Annotated in this window: 13 protein-coding genes; 11 read left to right on the top strand and 2 right to left on the bottom strand. The window is 72.1% G+C overall.

All coding sequences use genetic code 11. The annotated features are described in order from the left end of the window. The first annotated feature begins 46 nt into the window (after positions 1 to 46). The 7 genes from rsmD to mutM all read left to right on the top strand — a co-directional run bounded on the left by rsmD (position 47) and on the right by mutM (position 5,265). Positions 47 to 634 (top strand): 16S rRNA (guanine(966)-N(2))-methyltransferase RsmD, encoded by a 588-nt coding sequence (gene rsmD / locus ACH4SI_RS31500; protein ID WP_398301689.1) that lies wholly within the window; start codon positions 47 to 49, stop codon positions 632 to 634. A gap of 26 nt (positions 635 to 660) precedes the next feature. Then, the gene (coaD, locus tag ACH4SI_RS31495) at positions 661 to 1,140 is read left to right on the top strand and encodes a pantetheine-phosphate adenylyltransferase (RefSeq protein ID WP_398301687.1); all 480 of its coding nucleotides are present in this window, start codon (positions 661 to 663) and stop codon (positions 1,138 to 1,140) included. A 107-nt stretch (positions 1,141 to 1,247) separates the two neighbouring features. Beyond that, positions 1,248 to 2,414 carry a cell division initiation protein gene (locus ACH4SI_RS31490; RefSeq protein ID WP_398301685.1) on the top strand — a complete coding sequence of 389 codons (1,167 nt, stop codon included), beginning with the start codon at positions 1,248 to 1,250 and terminating at the stop codon, positions 2,412 to 2,414. A gap of 170 nt (positions 2,415 to 2,584) precedes the next feature. Beyond that, the gene (locus ACH4SI_RS31485; protein ID WP_398301683.1) at positions 2,585 to 3,175 is read left to right on the top strand and encodes a YceD family protein; all 591 of its coding nucleotides are present in this window, start codon (positions 2,585 to 2,587) and stop codon (positions 3,173 to 3,175) included. A gap of 2 nt (positions 3,176 to 3,177) precedes the next feature. Then, positions 3,178 to 3,351: a 50S ribosomal protein L32 gene (gene rpmF / locus ACH4SI_RS31480; protein WP_009714764.1), complete on the top strand. Its 174-nt coding sequence runs from the start codon at positions 3,178 to 3,180 to the stop codon at positions 3,349 to 3,351. A gap of 19 nt (positions 3,352 to 3,370) precedes the next feature. Further along, entirely contained in the window at positions 3,371 to 4,300 is a 930-nt protein-coding gene (rnc, locus tag ACH4SI_RS31475; protein ID WP_398301681.1) for a ribonuclease III, read from the top strand. Between the two features lie 65 nt (positions 4,301 to 4,365). Continuing rightward, on the top strand, positions 4,366 to 5,265 hold the full coding sequence (gene mutM / locus ACH4SI_RS31470; RefSeq protein WP_398301679.1) for a bifunctional DNA-formamidopyrimidine glycosylase/DNA-(apurinic or apyrimidinic site) lyase: 900 nt from the start codon (positions 4,366 to 4,368) through the stop codon (positions 5,263 to 5,265). Here the strand turns inward: mutM and ACH4SI_RS31465 are convergent. Further along, entirely contained in the window at positions 5,208 to 5,657 is a 450-nt protein-coding gene (locus ACH4SI_RS31465; RefSeq protein WP_398301677.1) for a winged helix-turn-helix transcriptional regulator, read from the bottom strand. The genes mutM and ACH4SI_RS31465 overlap by 58 nt on opposite strands. A gap of 57 nt (positions 5,658 to 5,714) precedes the next feature. After that, positions 5,715 to 6,623 carry a CAP domain-containing protein gene (locus ACH4SI_RS31460; RefSeq protein ID WP_398301675.1) on the bottom strand — a complete coding sequence of 303 codons (909 nt, stop codon included), beginning with the start codon at positions 6,621 to 6,623 and terminating at the stop codon, positions 5,715 to 5,717. Between the two features lie 156 nt (positions 6,624 to 6,779). On the opposite strand from ACH4SI_RS31460, the gene ACH4SI_RS31455 reads away from it, so the two are divergent. From ACH4SI_RS31455 to ACH4SI_RS31440, 4 genes are all read left to right on the top strand, one after another. After that, entirely contained in the window at positions 6,780 to 7,061 is a 282-nt protein-coding gene (locus tag ACH4SI_RS31455) for an acylphosphatase (RefSeq protein ID WP_398301673.1), read from the top strand. 385 nt (positions 7,062 to 7,446) lie between these two features. Then, positions 7,447 to 7,653, top strand: a complete 207-nt coding sequence (locus ACH4SI_RS31450) for a hypothetical protein (protein WP_069866466.1) — start codon at positions 7,447 to 7,449, stop codon at positions 7,651 to 7,653. Between the two features lie 239 nt (positions 7,654 to 7,892). Continuing rightward, entirely contained in the window at positions 7,893 to 12,122 is a 4,230-nt protein-coding gene (locus ACH4SI_RS31445; protein ID WP_398301670.1) for an AAA family ATPase, read from the top strand. Positions 12,123 to 12,337: 215 nt separating this feature from the next. Beyond that, on the top strand, positions 12,338 to 13,756 hold the full coding sequence (locus tag ACH4SI_RS31440; protein ID WP_398301668.1) for a sugar porter family MFS transporter: 1,419 nt from the start codon (positions 12,338 to 12,340) through the stop codon (positions 13,754 to 13,756). Positions 13,757 to 13,788: the final 32 nt, after the last annotated feature.

The raw sequence follows: 13,788 nt of genomic DNA, 5'->3' as shown, positions 1-13,788 counted from the left end.
GTACGGCCCGCCGCTGCCCCGACCACCGCGAAGGACTGCCACACCCATGACCCGCGTGATCGCCGGAGCGGCCGGCGGACGCCGCCTGGCCGTGCCGCCGGGAAACGGCACCCGACCCACCTCGGACCGGGCGCGTGAGGGCCTGTTCTCCACCTGGGAGTCGCTGCTCGGCTCGCTGAGCGGGGCACGAGTCCTCGATCTGTACGGCGGCTCGGGCGCGGTCGGCCTGGAGGCGCTGTCCCGGGGCGCGGCCCATGTGCTGCTGGTCGAGTCGGATCAGCGGGCCGCCCGCACCATCCGGGAGAACGTGCGGGCCCTGGGGCTGCCCGGCGCCGAGCTGCGCACCGGGAAGGCCGAGGCGACCATCGGCGGACAGTCTCCGGCCACCGGCCCGTACGACGTCGTTTTCCTGGACCCGCCCTATGCGGTCAGCGACGACGATCTCCGCGAGATCCTGCTCACACTCCGTGGCAAAGGCTGGCTAGCGCCCGAAGCGCTGGCCACCGTGGAGCGCAGCACCAGAGGCGGGGAGTTCAGGTGGCCGGCCGGTTTCGATGGGCTGCGGTCCCGTCGCTACGGCGAGGGCACGCTTTGGTACGGTCGCGCCGCCTCGACGTGCGACAACGCGTCATGACCGGACCCGAGAGCGAGGAACTTCCGTTGCGCCGCGCAGTCTGTCCGGGGTCCTTCGACCCCGTCACCAATGGGCACCTGGACATCATCGCCCGAGCGTCCAAGCTGTACGACGTCGTCCACGTCGCCGTGATGATCAACAAGTCCAAGCAGGGCCTGTTCACGGTGGAGGAGCGGATGGACTTCCTCCGCCGGACCACCGCCGAGTACGGCAATGTGCAGGTGGAGTCCTTCCACGGCCTGCTCGTGGACTTCTGCAAGCAGCGCGACATCCCCGCCATCGTCAAGGGGCTGCGGGCCGTCAGTGACTTCGACTACGAGCTGCAGATGGCCCAGATGAACAACGGCCTGTCGGGAGTGGAAACCCTCTTCGTGCCCACCAACCCCACCTACAGTTTCCTCTCCTCCAGCCTGGTCAAGGAGGTCGCGGCCTGGGGCGGCGACATCTCCCACCTGGTGCCGCCGCTCGTCCTGGAGGCGCTGGGAGAACGGCTCCGGCGGACATGACCGCGGACTGAGGGCTGACGGCGCGTCAGCGGGTGTCGGGCAGGCGCCCGCTGGCCGTACAGTCGGTCCCGTCTCAACCCCTCCGACTCAGACTGCGAGCACCCAAGGTGGACGTGCAGAAGAAGCTCGACGAGATCGTGAGTGCCGTCGGCAGCGCCCGGGCCATGCCCATGTCGGCCTCGTGCGTGGTCAACCGCGCCGAGCTGCTCGCCATGCTCGAAGAGGTGCGCGCCGCGCTCCCCGGCTCCCTCGCCCACGCCGAGGAGCTGATCGGCGGGCGGGACCGGATGGTGGACGACGCCCGTCAGGAGGCGACGCAGATCATCGAGTCCGCGCACGCCGAGCGCGCCCGGCTGATCTCGGGGACCGAGGTGGCCCGCACGTCCCAGGAGGAGGCCGACCGGATCCTCGCGGAGGCTCGCCGGGAGGCCGAGGAGATCCGCGCCGAGGCCGATGACTACGTCGACAGCAAGCTCGCCAACTTCGAGGTCGTGCTGACCAAGACCATCGGTTCGGTGGACCGCGGCCGCGACAAGCTGCTCGGCCGTGCGCCCGGCGGCGACGGCATGGACGACGAGCCGGAGCGCAGCGCCGACCCGCACACCCTGCGGCAGCGCGCCGACGAGTACGTGGACACCAAGCTGGGGGCCGTCTCCGCGGTCCTCGGCAAGACCCTGGAGGCGGTCGGCCGGGGCCGGCAGAAGCTGCTCGGCTCCCGCCCGGCCGATGAGCTGGGCGCCCATATGGACGCCCAGGACGCGACCGCCCAGGCCCTGCGGACCAGCGACGACGACTACTACGCGGAGCTGGCCCAGGCCCAGGGCGGCTTCGCCCAGCCCGCGGCAGTGCAGCCCGCGGCCGTGCAGCCGCCTGTCGTCGAGCCGACCGTCGTGCAGCCTGCCGCCGTGCAGCCCGCCGCGATGGACCCCGCGGCGGCCGACGCCGGGTACTACGCCGCCGCGGGCTACCCGCAGCAGGACGCGTACGGCTATCAGCAGCAGGGTTACGTCCAGCAGCCGGACCCGTACGCCCAGCAGGCCGGGTATCCGCAACAGGACGGCTATCAGCCGCAGGACGCCTACGGCTGGCAGCAGCAGCCCCAGGGCTACGACCCCAACGGCTACGCCCAGCATCAGCACCCGCAGGCGCCGCAGCAGCCGCAGCAACCCCCGTACCCCCCGCAGCAGCCGGGCGCGGCGCTCGACGAGACCAGCCTGTTCGACACGAGCATGATCGACCTCGACCAGCTGCGTCAGTACGAGCAGGGGCGCTAGAGCCCTCCTGGACCGGATTGGGCCTGGAGCGGCCCGTCCAGTATCCTGGCTCTTCGGTCGCGCGTACGTCCGCGATCTCGGCTGCCCGCTTCAAGTCCGTATCGGGCGGCCCGCCGCAGCGTAGAAAGCAGGAAGCCCTGAACGCCCGCCTCGACCACCGTGCCCCCCTCGTGTTCGACACACGCGAGCTGGGGCGGCGTCCTGGTGCGCTGAAGAGGGTCTCCCGCTCCGTGGCGGCCCCCAAGGACCTCGGCATCGAGGTCATCGGGGTGCGGGAGGGCGCGACCGTCGAGCTGGAGCTCCGCCTGGAGTCGGTCATGGAAGGGGTGCTTGTCACAGGCACCGCCCGTGCACCGCTCACGGGGGAGTGCGTAAGGTGTCTGGAGCCGCTGGAGCGAGAGCTCGAAGCGGACTTCCAGGAGATGTACTCCTACCCCGACGCCGACGACCGGATCCGCGACGCGGACGCCGGCGACGACGCCGAGGAGGAGGACACGCTCTTCCTCGAGGCCGACCTGTTCGACCTCGAGCCCGTGCTGCGCGACGCGGTGGTGCTCTCACTGCCGCTGCAGCCGGTGTGCCGGGAGGACTGCCCCGGGCTGTGTGCCGATTGCGGCGCACGGCTCGCGGACGACCCGGACCACCACCACGAAGCCGTCGACATCCGTTGGGCGGCATTGCAGGGACTCGCCGAGTCCATTCAGGACGGCGAGAAGGACAACGCCCCCCGCCAGCGCGGGGATGACCCACAGGAGAAGTAGCCGTGGCTGTTCCGAAGCGGAAGATGTCGCGCAGCAACACGCGCCACCGCCGGTCGCAGTGGAAGGCTGCGGTCCCCACCCTGGTGGCGTGCGAGCGCTGCCACGAGCCGAAGCAGCAGCACATCGCGTGCCCGAGCTGCGGCACCTACAACCGTCGCCAGGTCCTCGAGGTCTGATCGGCGGGTGACAGGCTCTATGTCGGACGCCAGCACGCCGTCCCGCAAGCGCGCGGGTGAACCTCGCGGAGGTCATCAGCGCGGCGGCGATACGGCCCAGGCGGACAAGGCCTCGTCCCACACGATCCTGGAAGGGCGGCTCGGGTATCAGCTCGAGTCCGCCCTTCTGGTGCGTGCACTGACCCATCGCTCCTTCGCGTACGAGAACGGCGGGCTGCCCACCAACGAGCGGCTGGAATTCCTCGGGGATTCCGTACTCGGCCTGGTGGTCACCGACACGCTGTACCGCATCCACCCGGACCTGCCCGAAGGCCAGCTGGCCAAGCTGCGGGCCGCGGTGGTCAACTCGCGCGCGCTCGCCGAGGTGGGCCGGGGTCTGGATCTCGGCGCCTTCATCCGGCTCGGCCGGGGCGAAGAGGGCACCGGGGGCAGGGACAAGGCATCCATCCTCGCCGACACCCTGGAAGCGGTGATCGGTGCGGTCTATCTCGACCGTGGGCTCGACGCCGCCGCCGAACTGGTGCACCGGCTCTTCGACCCGCTGATCGAGAAGTCCTCGAACCTCGGCGCCGGCCTGGACTGGAAGACCAGCCTCCAGGAGCTGACCGCCACCGAGGGTCTTGGGGTTCCGGAGTACCTGGTCTCCGAGACCGGGCCCGACCACGAGAAGACCTTCACGGCTGCCGCCCGCGTCGGTGGTGTCGCGTACGGCACCGGCACCGGCCGCAGCAAGAAGGAAGCCGAGCAGCAGGCGGCCGAGGCCGCCTGGCGCGCGATCCGCGCGGCCGCCGACGAGGCCCAGACGAAGGCCAAGGCGGAGGCCGAGGCAGCGGCGGAGGCCGAGGCAGCGGCGGAAGCCGAGGCGGAGGCCGAGGCCGCCGCCGAAGGCACCGAGGCCGCGAGCGCCCCGGCCGCCCCGGCCGCGGACTCGGCCACCACCACCCGTTAGGCGCCGCTCCGGCCCCGGTCACCGACCGGGGCCGGAGCGCCGGTGATCCCTCTTCAGGAGACACGTTGCCCGAACTGCCCGAGGTCGAGGTGGTCCGGCGCGGTCTGGAGCGCTGGATCAGCGGCCGTACGGTCGCCGACGTCCAGGTGCTGCACCCCCGCGCGGTCCGCCGCCACCTGGGCGGCGGGGAGGACTTCGCGGCCCGCCTGAAGGGCCGCCGCACCGGGGCGGTCCGCCGCCGCGGCAAGTACCTGTGGCTGCCGTTCGAGGACACCGCCGAAGCGGTGCTGGCCCACCTCGGCATGAGCGGCCAGCTGCTCGTCCAGCCCGGCGACGCCCCGGACGAGAAGCATCTGCGCATCCGGGTCCGGTTCGCCGACGATGTGGGCACCGAGCTGCGCTTCGTCGACCAGCGCACCTTCGGCGGGCTCTCGCTGCACGGCTCCGTCCCCGGCGACCTGGAGGGGCTGCCGGACGCCATCGCGCACATCGCCCGCGACCCCCTGGACCCCGCCTTCGACGAGGCGGCCTTCCACCTCGCGCTGCGCCGCCGGCGTACCACCGTCAAGCGCGCCCTGCTCGACCAGTCGCTGATCAGCGGCGTCGGGAACATCTACGCCGACGAGGCGCTGTGGCGCGCCCGGCTGCACTACGACCGGCCGACCGCCACCCTCACCCGGCCGCGCTCCACCGAACTCCTCGGCCATGTGCGGGATGTCATGAGCGCGGCGCTCGCGGTGGGCGGCACCAGCTTCGACAGCCTCTACGTCAATGTGAACGGCGAGTCCGGGTACTTCGAGCGCTCCCTCGACGCGTACGGGCGGGAGGACGAGCCGTGCCGCCGCTGCGGGACCGCCATGCGCCGCCGCCCCTGGATGAACCGCTCCAGCTACTTCTGCCCGCGCTGTCAGCGCCCGCCGCGCCCGGCCGGTGTCCCGGCGCTCTCGCCGCGCCGCCCGTCGTAGGCCTCCCGGGCCGTCAGCACCTCCGGCATCCGCTCCTCGACCAGGCCGATCAGCGCCAGCAGCCGCTCGGCGACCGCACGACCCAGCGGGGTGAGCCGGTAGTCCACGCGCGGCGGATTGACCGGCTGGGCCTCGCGGTGCACCAGCCCGTCCCGCTCCAGCGCGTGCAGCGTCTGGGACAGCATCTTCTCGCTGACCCCGTCGACCCGCCGCCGCAGCTCGTTGAAGCGGCAGCCGCTCTCGTGCAGCGCGGTCAGCGTGAGGCTGCCCCACTTGCCGGTGACGTGCTCCAGCGTCGCGCGGGACGGACAGGCGCGCGCGAACACGTCGAAGGCCAGGTCCGCGGCGGCATCCTCCGCCGGGCGGGCCTCGGGGGTGCGTTCACATTCCATGCACACACCATACGCTCAGCGCCCTCTCTTGGGGTGCGCTGTCATCCGGTGAGTGCTCTAGTAGCCGAAGTCCTGGGTCCACCAGGGGCCGTCGTCGCCGAAGTGCGCACCGACGCCGAGTGTCTTGTACTGGCAGTTGAGGATGTTCGCGCGGTGGTCGGGGCTGTCCATCCACGAGTCCATCACGTCTTGCGCGGAGGTCTGGCCGCGGCCGATGTTCTCCCCGCCCAGGTCCAGGATGCCCGCGAGCTTGGCGCGCTCCCAGGGGTCCTTGCCGTCCGGGTCGAGGTGGTCGAAGAAGTCGCGTATCGCCATGTCGTCGGCGAAGTCCTGCGCCAGCTGGGCGAGTTTCGGGTCCTCGGTCACCGGCTGGCAGCCGACCTGGGCCCGCTCCTGGTTCACCAGCGCGATGACCGCCTTCTCGGCCGCCGCCGCCCGGTCGGGCTTCTCCGGCGGAAGGCTGGGCACCGGGTCGGTGGTGGGCGTACGGTACGGAGGAGTGGCCGAGCCCGAGTCGCCGCCGTCCGAGGAGCCGCCGGGCTTGCCGCTGCCGGACCCCGGGGAGCTGGGGCGCTCGTCCGGCGGTGTCGTGGACGGCGTTCCGGCGGGCTTCGAGGGCGTCTTGGAGGGGGGCGTGGACGGGGCCTGCGGGCTGTCGCCGCCGGGGCTCGTCGAGGTCCCCGTGCCGCCCGAGGGGAAGGCCGTCCCCGGGTCCTGGGCGTCCGGGCCGGTGTCGGGCGAGCCACCGGCCTGCACCTGTCCGGCGGGCTCGGTGCCGCCGAGACCCGCGGGGCCCGGAACCAGTCCGGAAGCCATGGCCACCGCGCTCACCGCGACCGCGGCGGACACGCCTAACAGCCCGGTCCTCACCGGTGCGAGAGGGCTACGGCGCGGTCCCCGGTGGCGGCCGGCGCCCACCTCGGGCGGCGTCGCGGAGCCGGGGACAGATCGTCGATGGCGGCCCATCTCCTGCCTTCCTTGTGTACGAGTGCGTCAAATGTGTGGCTTCTGTGGGCAACTCATGTGTCACTCGTGTGAGTGAGTCTCGTTGAGCCGGGACTGTACGCCATGCGTCAGGAGGTGGATGTGCCGAGGCGCCAATTAGCCGGTTAGCGTGCACACATGAACGACAACGTGCGCCTCACCGCGTGGGTCCGCGGCCGTGTCCAGGGCGTCGGCTTCCGGTGGTTCACCCGGGCCAACGCGCTGCGCATCGGAGGGATCGCCGGTTTCGCCTCCAACTTGTCCGACGGTCGCGTACAGGTCGTCGCGGAGGGCTCGCGTGCGCAGTGCGAAGAGCTGCTCGACTGGTTGCGGGAGGGCGACACGCCCGGGCGGGTCGACGGTGTCACCGAGATCTGGGACACACCGCGCGGCGGCTACGACAGCTTCGAGATCCGCTGAGCGAGCCCCTGCGGGACCCCCGTTCGGCCCTCTCGCGGCACCCCGCTGACCTCGCCCTCCGTGCGCGCTGTGAGCAGAAATCGGCTGATGGTTGCGAATGACGCCGCTCCGTGGAAGGCTGCGGAGCGTAGGAAGATCCCCAACCGCTACGGGTCCTCTGGAGAGCGGGCGGCGCAGCCGCTGCCCCTGTGTGCTCTCGGCCTTCGCGGTGCCGGTGGCATGTGATCGTGTTGACCCTCAAACCAATTGGTGAGACTCTGGAAGTCCCCGCGCACCTTAACTTGTCCGCCACCTCAGCACGGCAATATCGGCGAACATCGCGGGTGCGAATACCTCACGACCCACACCGCTTCGGTCGGTCACTCATTGTGGAGGACCATCCATCATGGCAAAGGCGCTTCTCGGCTACGTCGGCGGCTCCGACCCCCGAGTCCTCTCCGAGATGCGACGGCTTCAGCAGCGTGTTCAGGATCTTGAATCCGAGCTTGTGCGGATTCAGGCCGAAAACGACGCGCTGTCCGCCGCCGCTCGTCACGGCGACTCGCTGCTCGAAAGCATCGACGTATCCCAGGCGGAGCCTGCGCTCGCCTGACCCAGCCCTTCGGGCCGGTCGGGCTGCACCGTCAGCCGCTTGAGAATCTTCAAGGGACGCCTCGGCGTCCCTTCGTCGTTCCCCCGCGTATCTCCAGTTTTTCCTTACCGACTGATGTGCCCCACCCCCTCCCCGGTGAAACCGATCATTGAGGAAAGCGGGAAAAAGCCGGGACGGGTCCGTGGCGCCACGCGCTCGGGGCGCTGCCGGGGGAGGCCCGGAAGGTAGAGTCCAACGGCGTGCACCTGAAGAGCCTGACCCTGCGAGGCTTCAAGTCCTTCGCCTCGGCCACGACGCTCCGGTTCGAGCCGGGTATCACCTGCGTCGTCGGCCCCAACGGTTCGGGCAAGTCCAATGTCGTGGACGCGCTCTCCTGGGTCATGGGCGAACAGGGTGCCAAGTCGCTGCGCGGCGGCAAGATGGAGGACGTCATCTTCGCCGGGACCACCGGCCGTCCCCCGCTCGGCCGCGCCGAGGTCTCCCTCACCATCGACAACGCCGATGGCGCGCTGCCCATCGACTACGCCGAAGTCACCATCACGCGGATCATGTTCCGCAACGGCGGCAGCGAGTACCAGCTCAACGGCGACACCTGCCGGCTGCTGGACATCCAGGAACTGCTGTCCGACTCCGGCATCGGCCGCGAGATGCACGTCATCGTCGGCCAGGGCCAGCTCGACGGCGTCCTGCACGCCGATCCGACCGGCCGCCGGGCCTTCATCGAGGAGGCCGCGGGCGTCCTCAAGCACCGCAGGCGCAAGGAGAAGGCGCTGCGGAAGCTGGACGCGATGCAGGCCAACCTGGCCCGGGTCCAGGACCTCACCGACGAGCTGCGGCGACAGCTCAAACCCCTCGGCCGGCAGGCCGCGGTCGCCCGCCGGGCCGCCGTCATCCAGGCCGATCTGCGCGACGCCCGGCTGCGGCTGCTCGCCGACGACCTGGTCACCCTGCGCGAGGCGCTGCGCGCCGAGGTCGCCGACGAGGCCGAGCTGAAGAAGCGCAAGGAGGCCGCGGAGGCCGAGCTGCGCACCGCGCAGCGGCGCGAGGCCGAGCTGGAGGAGCAGGTGCGCCGGCTCGCACCGCGACTGCGCGACGCCCAGCAGACCTGGTACGAGCTGTCCCAGCTCGCCGAGCGGGTGCGCGGCACGGTCAGCCTGGCCGACGCCCGGGTCAAGAGCGCCACCACCGCCCCCGCCGAGGAGCGGCGCGGCCGCGACCCCGAGGACATGGAGCGCGAGGCGGCCCGCATCCGGGAACAGGAAGCCGAGCTGGAGGCCGCCCTGGAGGCGGCCGGCCGCGCCCTGGACGACACCGTCGCGCACCGCGCGGAACTCGAACGGAGCCTGGCGCAGGAGGAGCGCCGCCTGAAGGATGTCGCCCGCGCCATCGCCGACCGCCGCGAGGGGCTCGCCCGGCTCCAAGGGCAGGTCAACGCCGCCCGCGGCCGTGCCGCTTCGGCCCGCGCCGAGATCGAACGGCTGGCCGCCGCCCGCGACGAGGCCCAGGCCCGGGCCACCGCAGCGCAGGAGGAGTACGAACAGCTCAAGGCCGAGGTCGACGGACTGGACGCGGACGACGCGGAATTGGCGGAACGCCATGAGGCCGCCAAGCGGGAGCTGTCCGAGGCGGAGACGGCGCTGAGCGCGGCCCGCGAGGCCGCCACCGCCGCCGAACGCGACCGCGCCGCGACCGCCGCCCGGCACGACGCCCTGGCGCTCGGCCTGCGCCGCAAGGACGGCACCGGCGCGCTGATGGCCGCGGCCGACCGCCTCACCGGCGTCCTCGGCCCGGCCGCCGAACTGCTGACCGTCACCCCCGGCTTCGAGGTCCCGGTCGCCGCCGCCCTGGGCGCCGCCGCCGACGCGATCGCCGTCGCCGACCCCACGGCCGCCGCCGAGGCGATCCGCCTCCTCCGTACCGAAGACGCCGGCCGCGCGACCCTCCTCCCGGGCGGCCCCGCGGTCCCGGCCACCCGGACGCCCACCGCCGACGCGCCCTCCGGCGCCACCGGTGAGCCGTCCGGCCAGGCCCCCGGCGTCCCCACGGCTGAGGAGGGCAGGGCGTACGCGGCGGGGCCGGACAGCCCGCAGTCGGGCGCCGCTGACGCGGTGGTGCCGGGCACCCGGGCACCGGTCGCCGACGCGGCCTCCGGTCCGGCGGACGGCGGTGTCGTGCCGGGAACGCGGGCGCCCGCCGCCGAGGCCGGGCATGCGGCCAGTCCGCCGAGTGGCCCGGGCATGGGTCCGGGCGCCGCTCATGCTGCGGTCCCCGACACGCGGGTGCCTGACGCCGAAGCGGCCTCCGGCGCTGCCGGTGAGGCCACCGGCCACTCTGCGGCAGCAGGAGGACCGGCGTCCGAGCAGGGGCCGGGCGCGGCCACCGGCGAAGCGGCCGCCGTCGATACATCGGGGGGCTCGGGTGCGGGGCCGGGCGCCGTCCCCGCGGCACCGGACGGCCCGGCGGGCCCGCCCTCGGGTGCCGCTGTCGCGGGGCCGGGCGCGGACGGCGACGCGGCGGCGGGCCCGCGGTCCGGGACCGCCGCGGTGCCCGGCACGCGGGTGTCCGCCGACTCGCAGTCCGGTGATGCCGTCTCCGCCGCCGGGGGGCCGGATCGCCGGGGGGTTTCCGCCCGGGTGCCGCAGCCCGCCGGGGGCGGGCGCCGTGGGGGGCCGCCGCGGGTGGGGGAGTTGGTGGAGGGGCCTGCTGGGCTGGTGGGGGCCGTGCGGCGGCTGCTCGACGGCATCGTGGCGGTCGGGACGCTGGAGGAGGCCGAGGAACTCGTCCGGGCGCACCCCGAGTTGACCGCGGTGACCGCCGACGGCGATCTGCTCGGGGCGCACTTCGCGCAGGGCGGGTCGGCCGGGGCGCCCAGTCTGCTGGAGGTGCAGGCGTCGGTCGACGAGGCGGCGGCGGAGCTGGAGGAGCTGGCCGTACGGTGCGAGGAGCTGGCGGAGGCGCAGCGGGCGGCGAAGGAGCGGCGTACCGAGTGCGTGGCGCTGGTGGACGGGCTGGCGGCCCGGCGCAGCGCGGCCGACCGGGAGAAGTCGCAGGTCGCGCAGTCCCTCGGGCGGCTGTCCGGGCAGGCGCGGGGCGCGGCGGGGGAGGCGGAGCGGTCGGCCGCGGCCGCCGCCCGGGCCGAGGAGGTGCTGGAGAAGGCGACCGAGGAGGCCGAGGAGCTGGCCGAGCGGCTGGCGGTGGCCGAGGAGCAGCCGGGGGAGGAGGAGCCGGACACCTCCGTACGGGACCGGCTCGCCGCGGACGGCGCCAACGCACGGCAGACCGAGATGGAGGCGCGGCTCCAGGCCCGTACGCATGAGGAGCGCGTGAAGGGGCTCGCGGGGCGAGCCGACGCGCTCGACCGGGGCGCGCGCGCCGAGCGCGAGGCGCGGGCGCGCGCCGAACAGCGCCGCGCCCGGATGCGCCACGAGGCGCAGGTGGCGTCGGCGGTGGCGGCGGGGACCCGGCAGTTGCTCGCGCATGTGGAGGTGTCGCTCGTACGGGCGGCCGAGGAGCGGGACGCGGCCGAACAGGCCAAGGCCGAGCGCGAACGCGAGCTGGAGACCGCGCGCAACCGGGGCCGTGACCTCAAGGGCGAGCTGGACAAGCTGACCGATTCGGTGCACCGGGGCGAGGTGCTGGGCGCCGAGAAGCGGATGCGGATCGAGCAGCTGGAGTCGAAGGCGCTGGAGGAGCTGGGCGTGGAGCCGGCCGGGCTGATCGCCGAGTACGGCCCCGACCAGCTCGTACCGCCGTCCCCGCCCGCGGAGGGCGAGGAGCTGCCGGAAGACCCTGAGCATCCGCGCAACCAGCCGGTGCGGTACGTCCGCGCGCAGCAGGAGAAGCGGCTGAGGGCCGCCGAGCGGGCGTACCAGCAGCTCGGCAAGGTCAATCCGCTGGCGCTGGAGGAGTTCGCGGCGCTGGAGGAGCGGCATCAGTTCCTGAGCGAGCAGCTGGAGGACCTGAAGAAGACGCGGGCGGATCTCCTCCAGGTGGTCAAGGAGGTCGACGAGCGGGTCGAGCAGGTGTTCACGGAGGCGTACCGGGACACCGCGCGCGAGTTCGAGGGGGTCTTCTCGCGGCTCTTCCCGGGCGGGGAGGGGCGGCTGGTGCTCACCGACCCGGACAACATGCTGACCACGGGTGTGGACGTGGAGGCGCGGCCGCCGGGCAAGAAGGTCAAGCGGCTGTCCCTGCTGTCCGGTGGGGAGCGCTCGCTGACGGCCGTGGCGCTGCTGGTGTCGATCTTCAAGGCGCGGCCGAGTCCGTTCTATGTGATGGACGAGGTCGAGGCGGCGCTGGACGACACCAATCTGCAGCGGCTGATCCGGATCATGGAGGAGCTGCAGGAGTCGTCCCAGCTGATCGTGATCACTCACCAGAAGCGGACGATGGAGGTCGCGGACGCCCTGTACGGCGTCTCGATGCAGGGCGACGGTGTGTCGAAGGTCATCAGTCAACGCCTGCGGTGACCGCTTCAATACTTGAAGTCAAGGGTGCAAAGGGTGCGTTGTAGGGCGCCGTAACTTCTTGGTCACCATCTATTGACTTCGAAACTTGAAGGAATAGTCTCTGCAACGTCGCTTTTACCTTTAAGTGGTGGCCGACCTCACATGGCTCCGCCTCCACCGGAAGGGTCTTCCCCCCACGTCCGGCAGCGTTGCCGGGCGGGCCACAGGAGTTCACGTTGACCACCACCGCGCAGGTACTGGGGTCCGAGGGCCGTAAAGCCCAGCCGGACCATCTCGGCCATGTCATCTTCATCACCGCCGCCGCCGCGATGGGCGGCTTTCTCTTCGGCTACGACAGCTCGGTGATCAACGGAGCGGTCGAAGCCATCCGCGGCCGGTACGACATCGGGTCCGCGGCCCTCGCCCAGGTCGTCGCCATCGCGCTGATCGGTTCGGCGATCGGCGCGGCCACCGCGGGCCGGATAGCCGACCGGATCGGCCGGATCCGCGTCATGCAGATCGCCGCCGTGCTGTTCACCGTCAGCGCGGTCGGCTCGGCCGTGCCCTTCGCCCTGTGGGACCTGGCCATGTGGCGGGTGCTCGGCGGCATCGGCATCGGCATGGCGTCCGTGATCGGCCCGGCCTACATCGCCGAGGTCGCGCCGCCCGCGTACCGCGGCCGGCTCGCCTCCTTCCAGCAGGCCGCGATCGTCATCGGCATCGCCGTCTCCCAGCTCGTCAACTACGCCATCCTCAACCTCGCCGACGGCGACCAGCGCGGCAAGATCGCCGGCCTGGAGGCCTGGCAGTGGATGCTCGGGGTGATGGTCGTCCCGGCCGTCGTGTACGGGGTGCTGTCCTTCGTCATCCCCGAGTCCCCCCGCTACCTGATCTCGGTCGGCCGGATCGACCGCGCCAAGGAGGTCCTGAAGGAGGTCGAGGGCAAGACCGTCGACCTGGACGTCCGGGCCGGCGAGATCGAGCAGGCGATGCGCAGCGAGCACAAGTCCACCTTCAAGGACCTGCTCGGCGGCCGGTTCGGGCTGCTGCCGGTCGTCTGGATCGGTGTCGGGCTGTCGGTGTTCCAGCAGCTCGTCGGCATCAACGTGGCCTTCTACTACTCCTCGACGCTGTGGCAGTCCGTCGGCGTCGACCCGAGCAGCTCGTTCTTCTACTCCTTCACCACGTCGATCATCAACATCCTCGGCACCGTGATCGCGATGGTCTTCGTCGACAAGATCGGCCGTAAGCCGCTCGCCCTCATCGGCTCGGTCGGCATGACGATCTCGCTCGCGCTGGTGGCCTGGGCGTTCTCCGCGGACCTGGTGGACGGCAAGCTCCCGCACGGCCAGGGCGTCGTGGCACTGGTCGCGGCCCACGCCTTCGTGCTCTTCTTCGCCCTCTCCTGGGGCGTGGTCGTCTGGGTGCTGCTCGGCGAGATGTTCCCGAACAAGATCCGCGCCGCGGGCCTGGGCGTCGCCGCCTCCGCCCAGTGGATCGCCAACTGGGCCATCACCGCCAGTTTCCCGAGCCTGTCGGACTGGAACCTGTCCGGGACCTACATCCTGTACACGGCCTTCGCCCTGCTCTCGATCCCGTTCATCCTCAAGTGGGTGCCGGAGACCAAGGGCAAGGCGTTGGAGGAGATGGGCTGACCCCCCCCCGCCGCCCACTCCTCATCCCAAGA

The organism is Streptomyces sp. NPDC021212, from assembly GCF_044332925.1.
Classification (GTDB): Bacteria; Actinomycetota; Actinomycetes; order Streptomycetales; family Streptomycetaceae; genus Streptomyces.
This window is presented reverse-complemented; position numbering and strand designations above follow the sequence as displayed.

Bases quoted from the DNA above. Each gene is read 5' to 3' on its own strand.
- rsmD (WP_398301689.1), top strand. From the start codon at position 47: ATGACCCGCGTGATCGCCGGAGCGGCCGGCGGACGCCGCCTGGCCGTG.
- rnc (WP_398301681.1), top strand. From the start codon at position 3,371: ATGTCGGACGCCAGCACGCCGTCCCGCAAGCGCGCGGGTGAACCTCGC.
- ACH4SI_RS31465 (WP_398301677.1), bottom strand. From the start codon at position 5,657: ATGGAATGTGAACGCACCCCCGAGGCCCGCCCGGCGGAGGATGCCGCC.
- ACH4SI_RS31460 (WP_398301675.1), bottom strand. From the start codon at position 6,623: ATGGGCCGCCATCGACGATCTGTCCCCGGCTCCGCGACGCCGCCCGAG.
- ACH4SI_RS31455 (WP_398301673.1), top strand. From the start codon at position 6,780: ATGAACGACAACGTGCGCCTCACCGCGTGGGTCCGCGGCCGTGTCCAG.
- ACH4SI_RS31450 (WP_069866466.1), top strand. From the start codon at position 7,447: ATGGCAAAGGCGCTTCTCGGCTACGTCGGCGGCTCCGACCCCCGAGTC.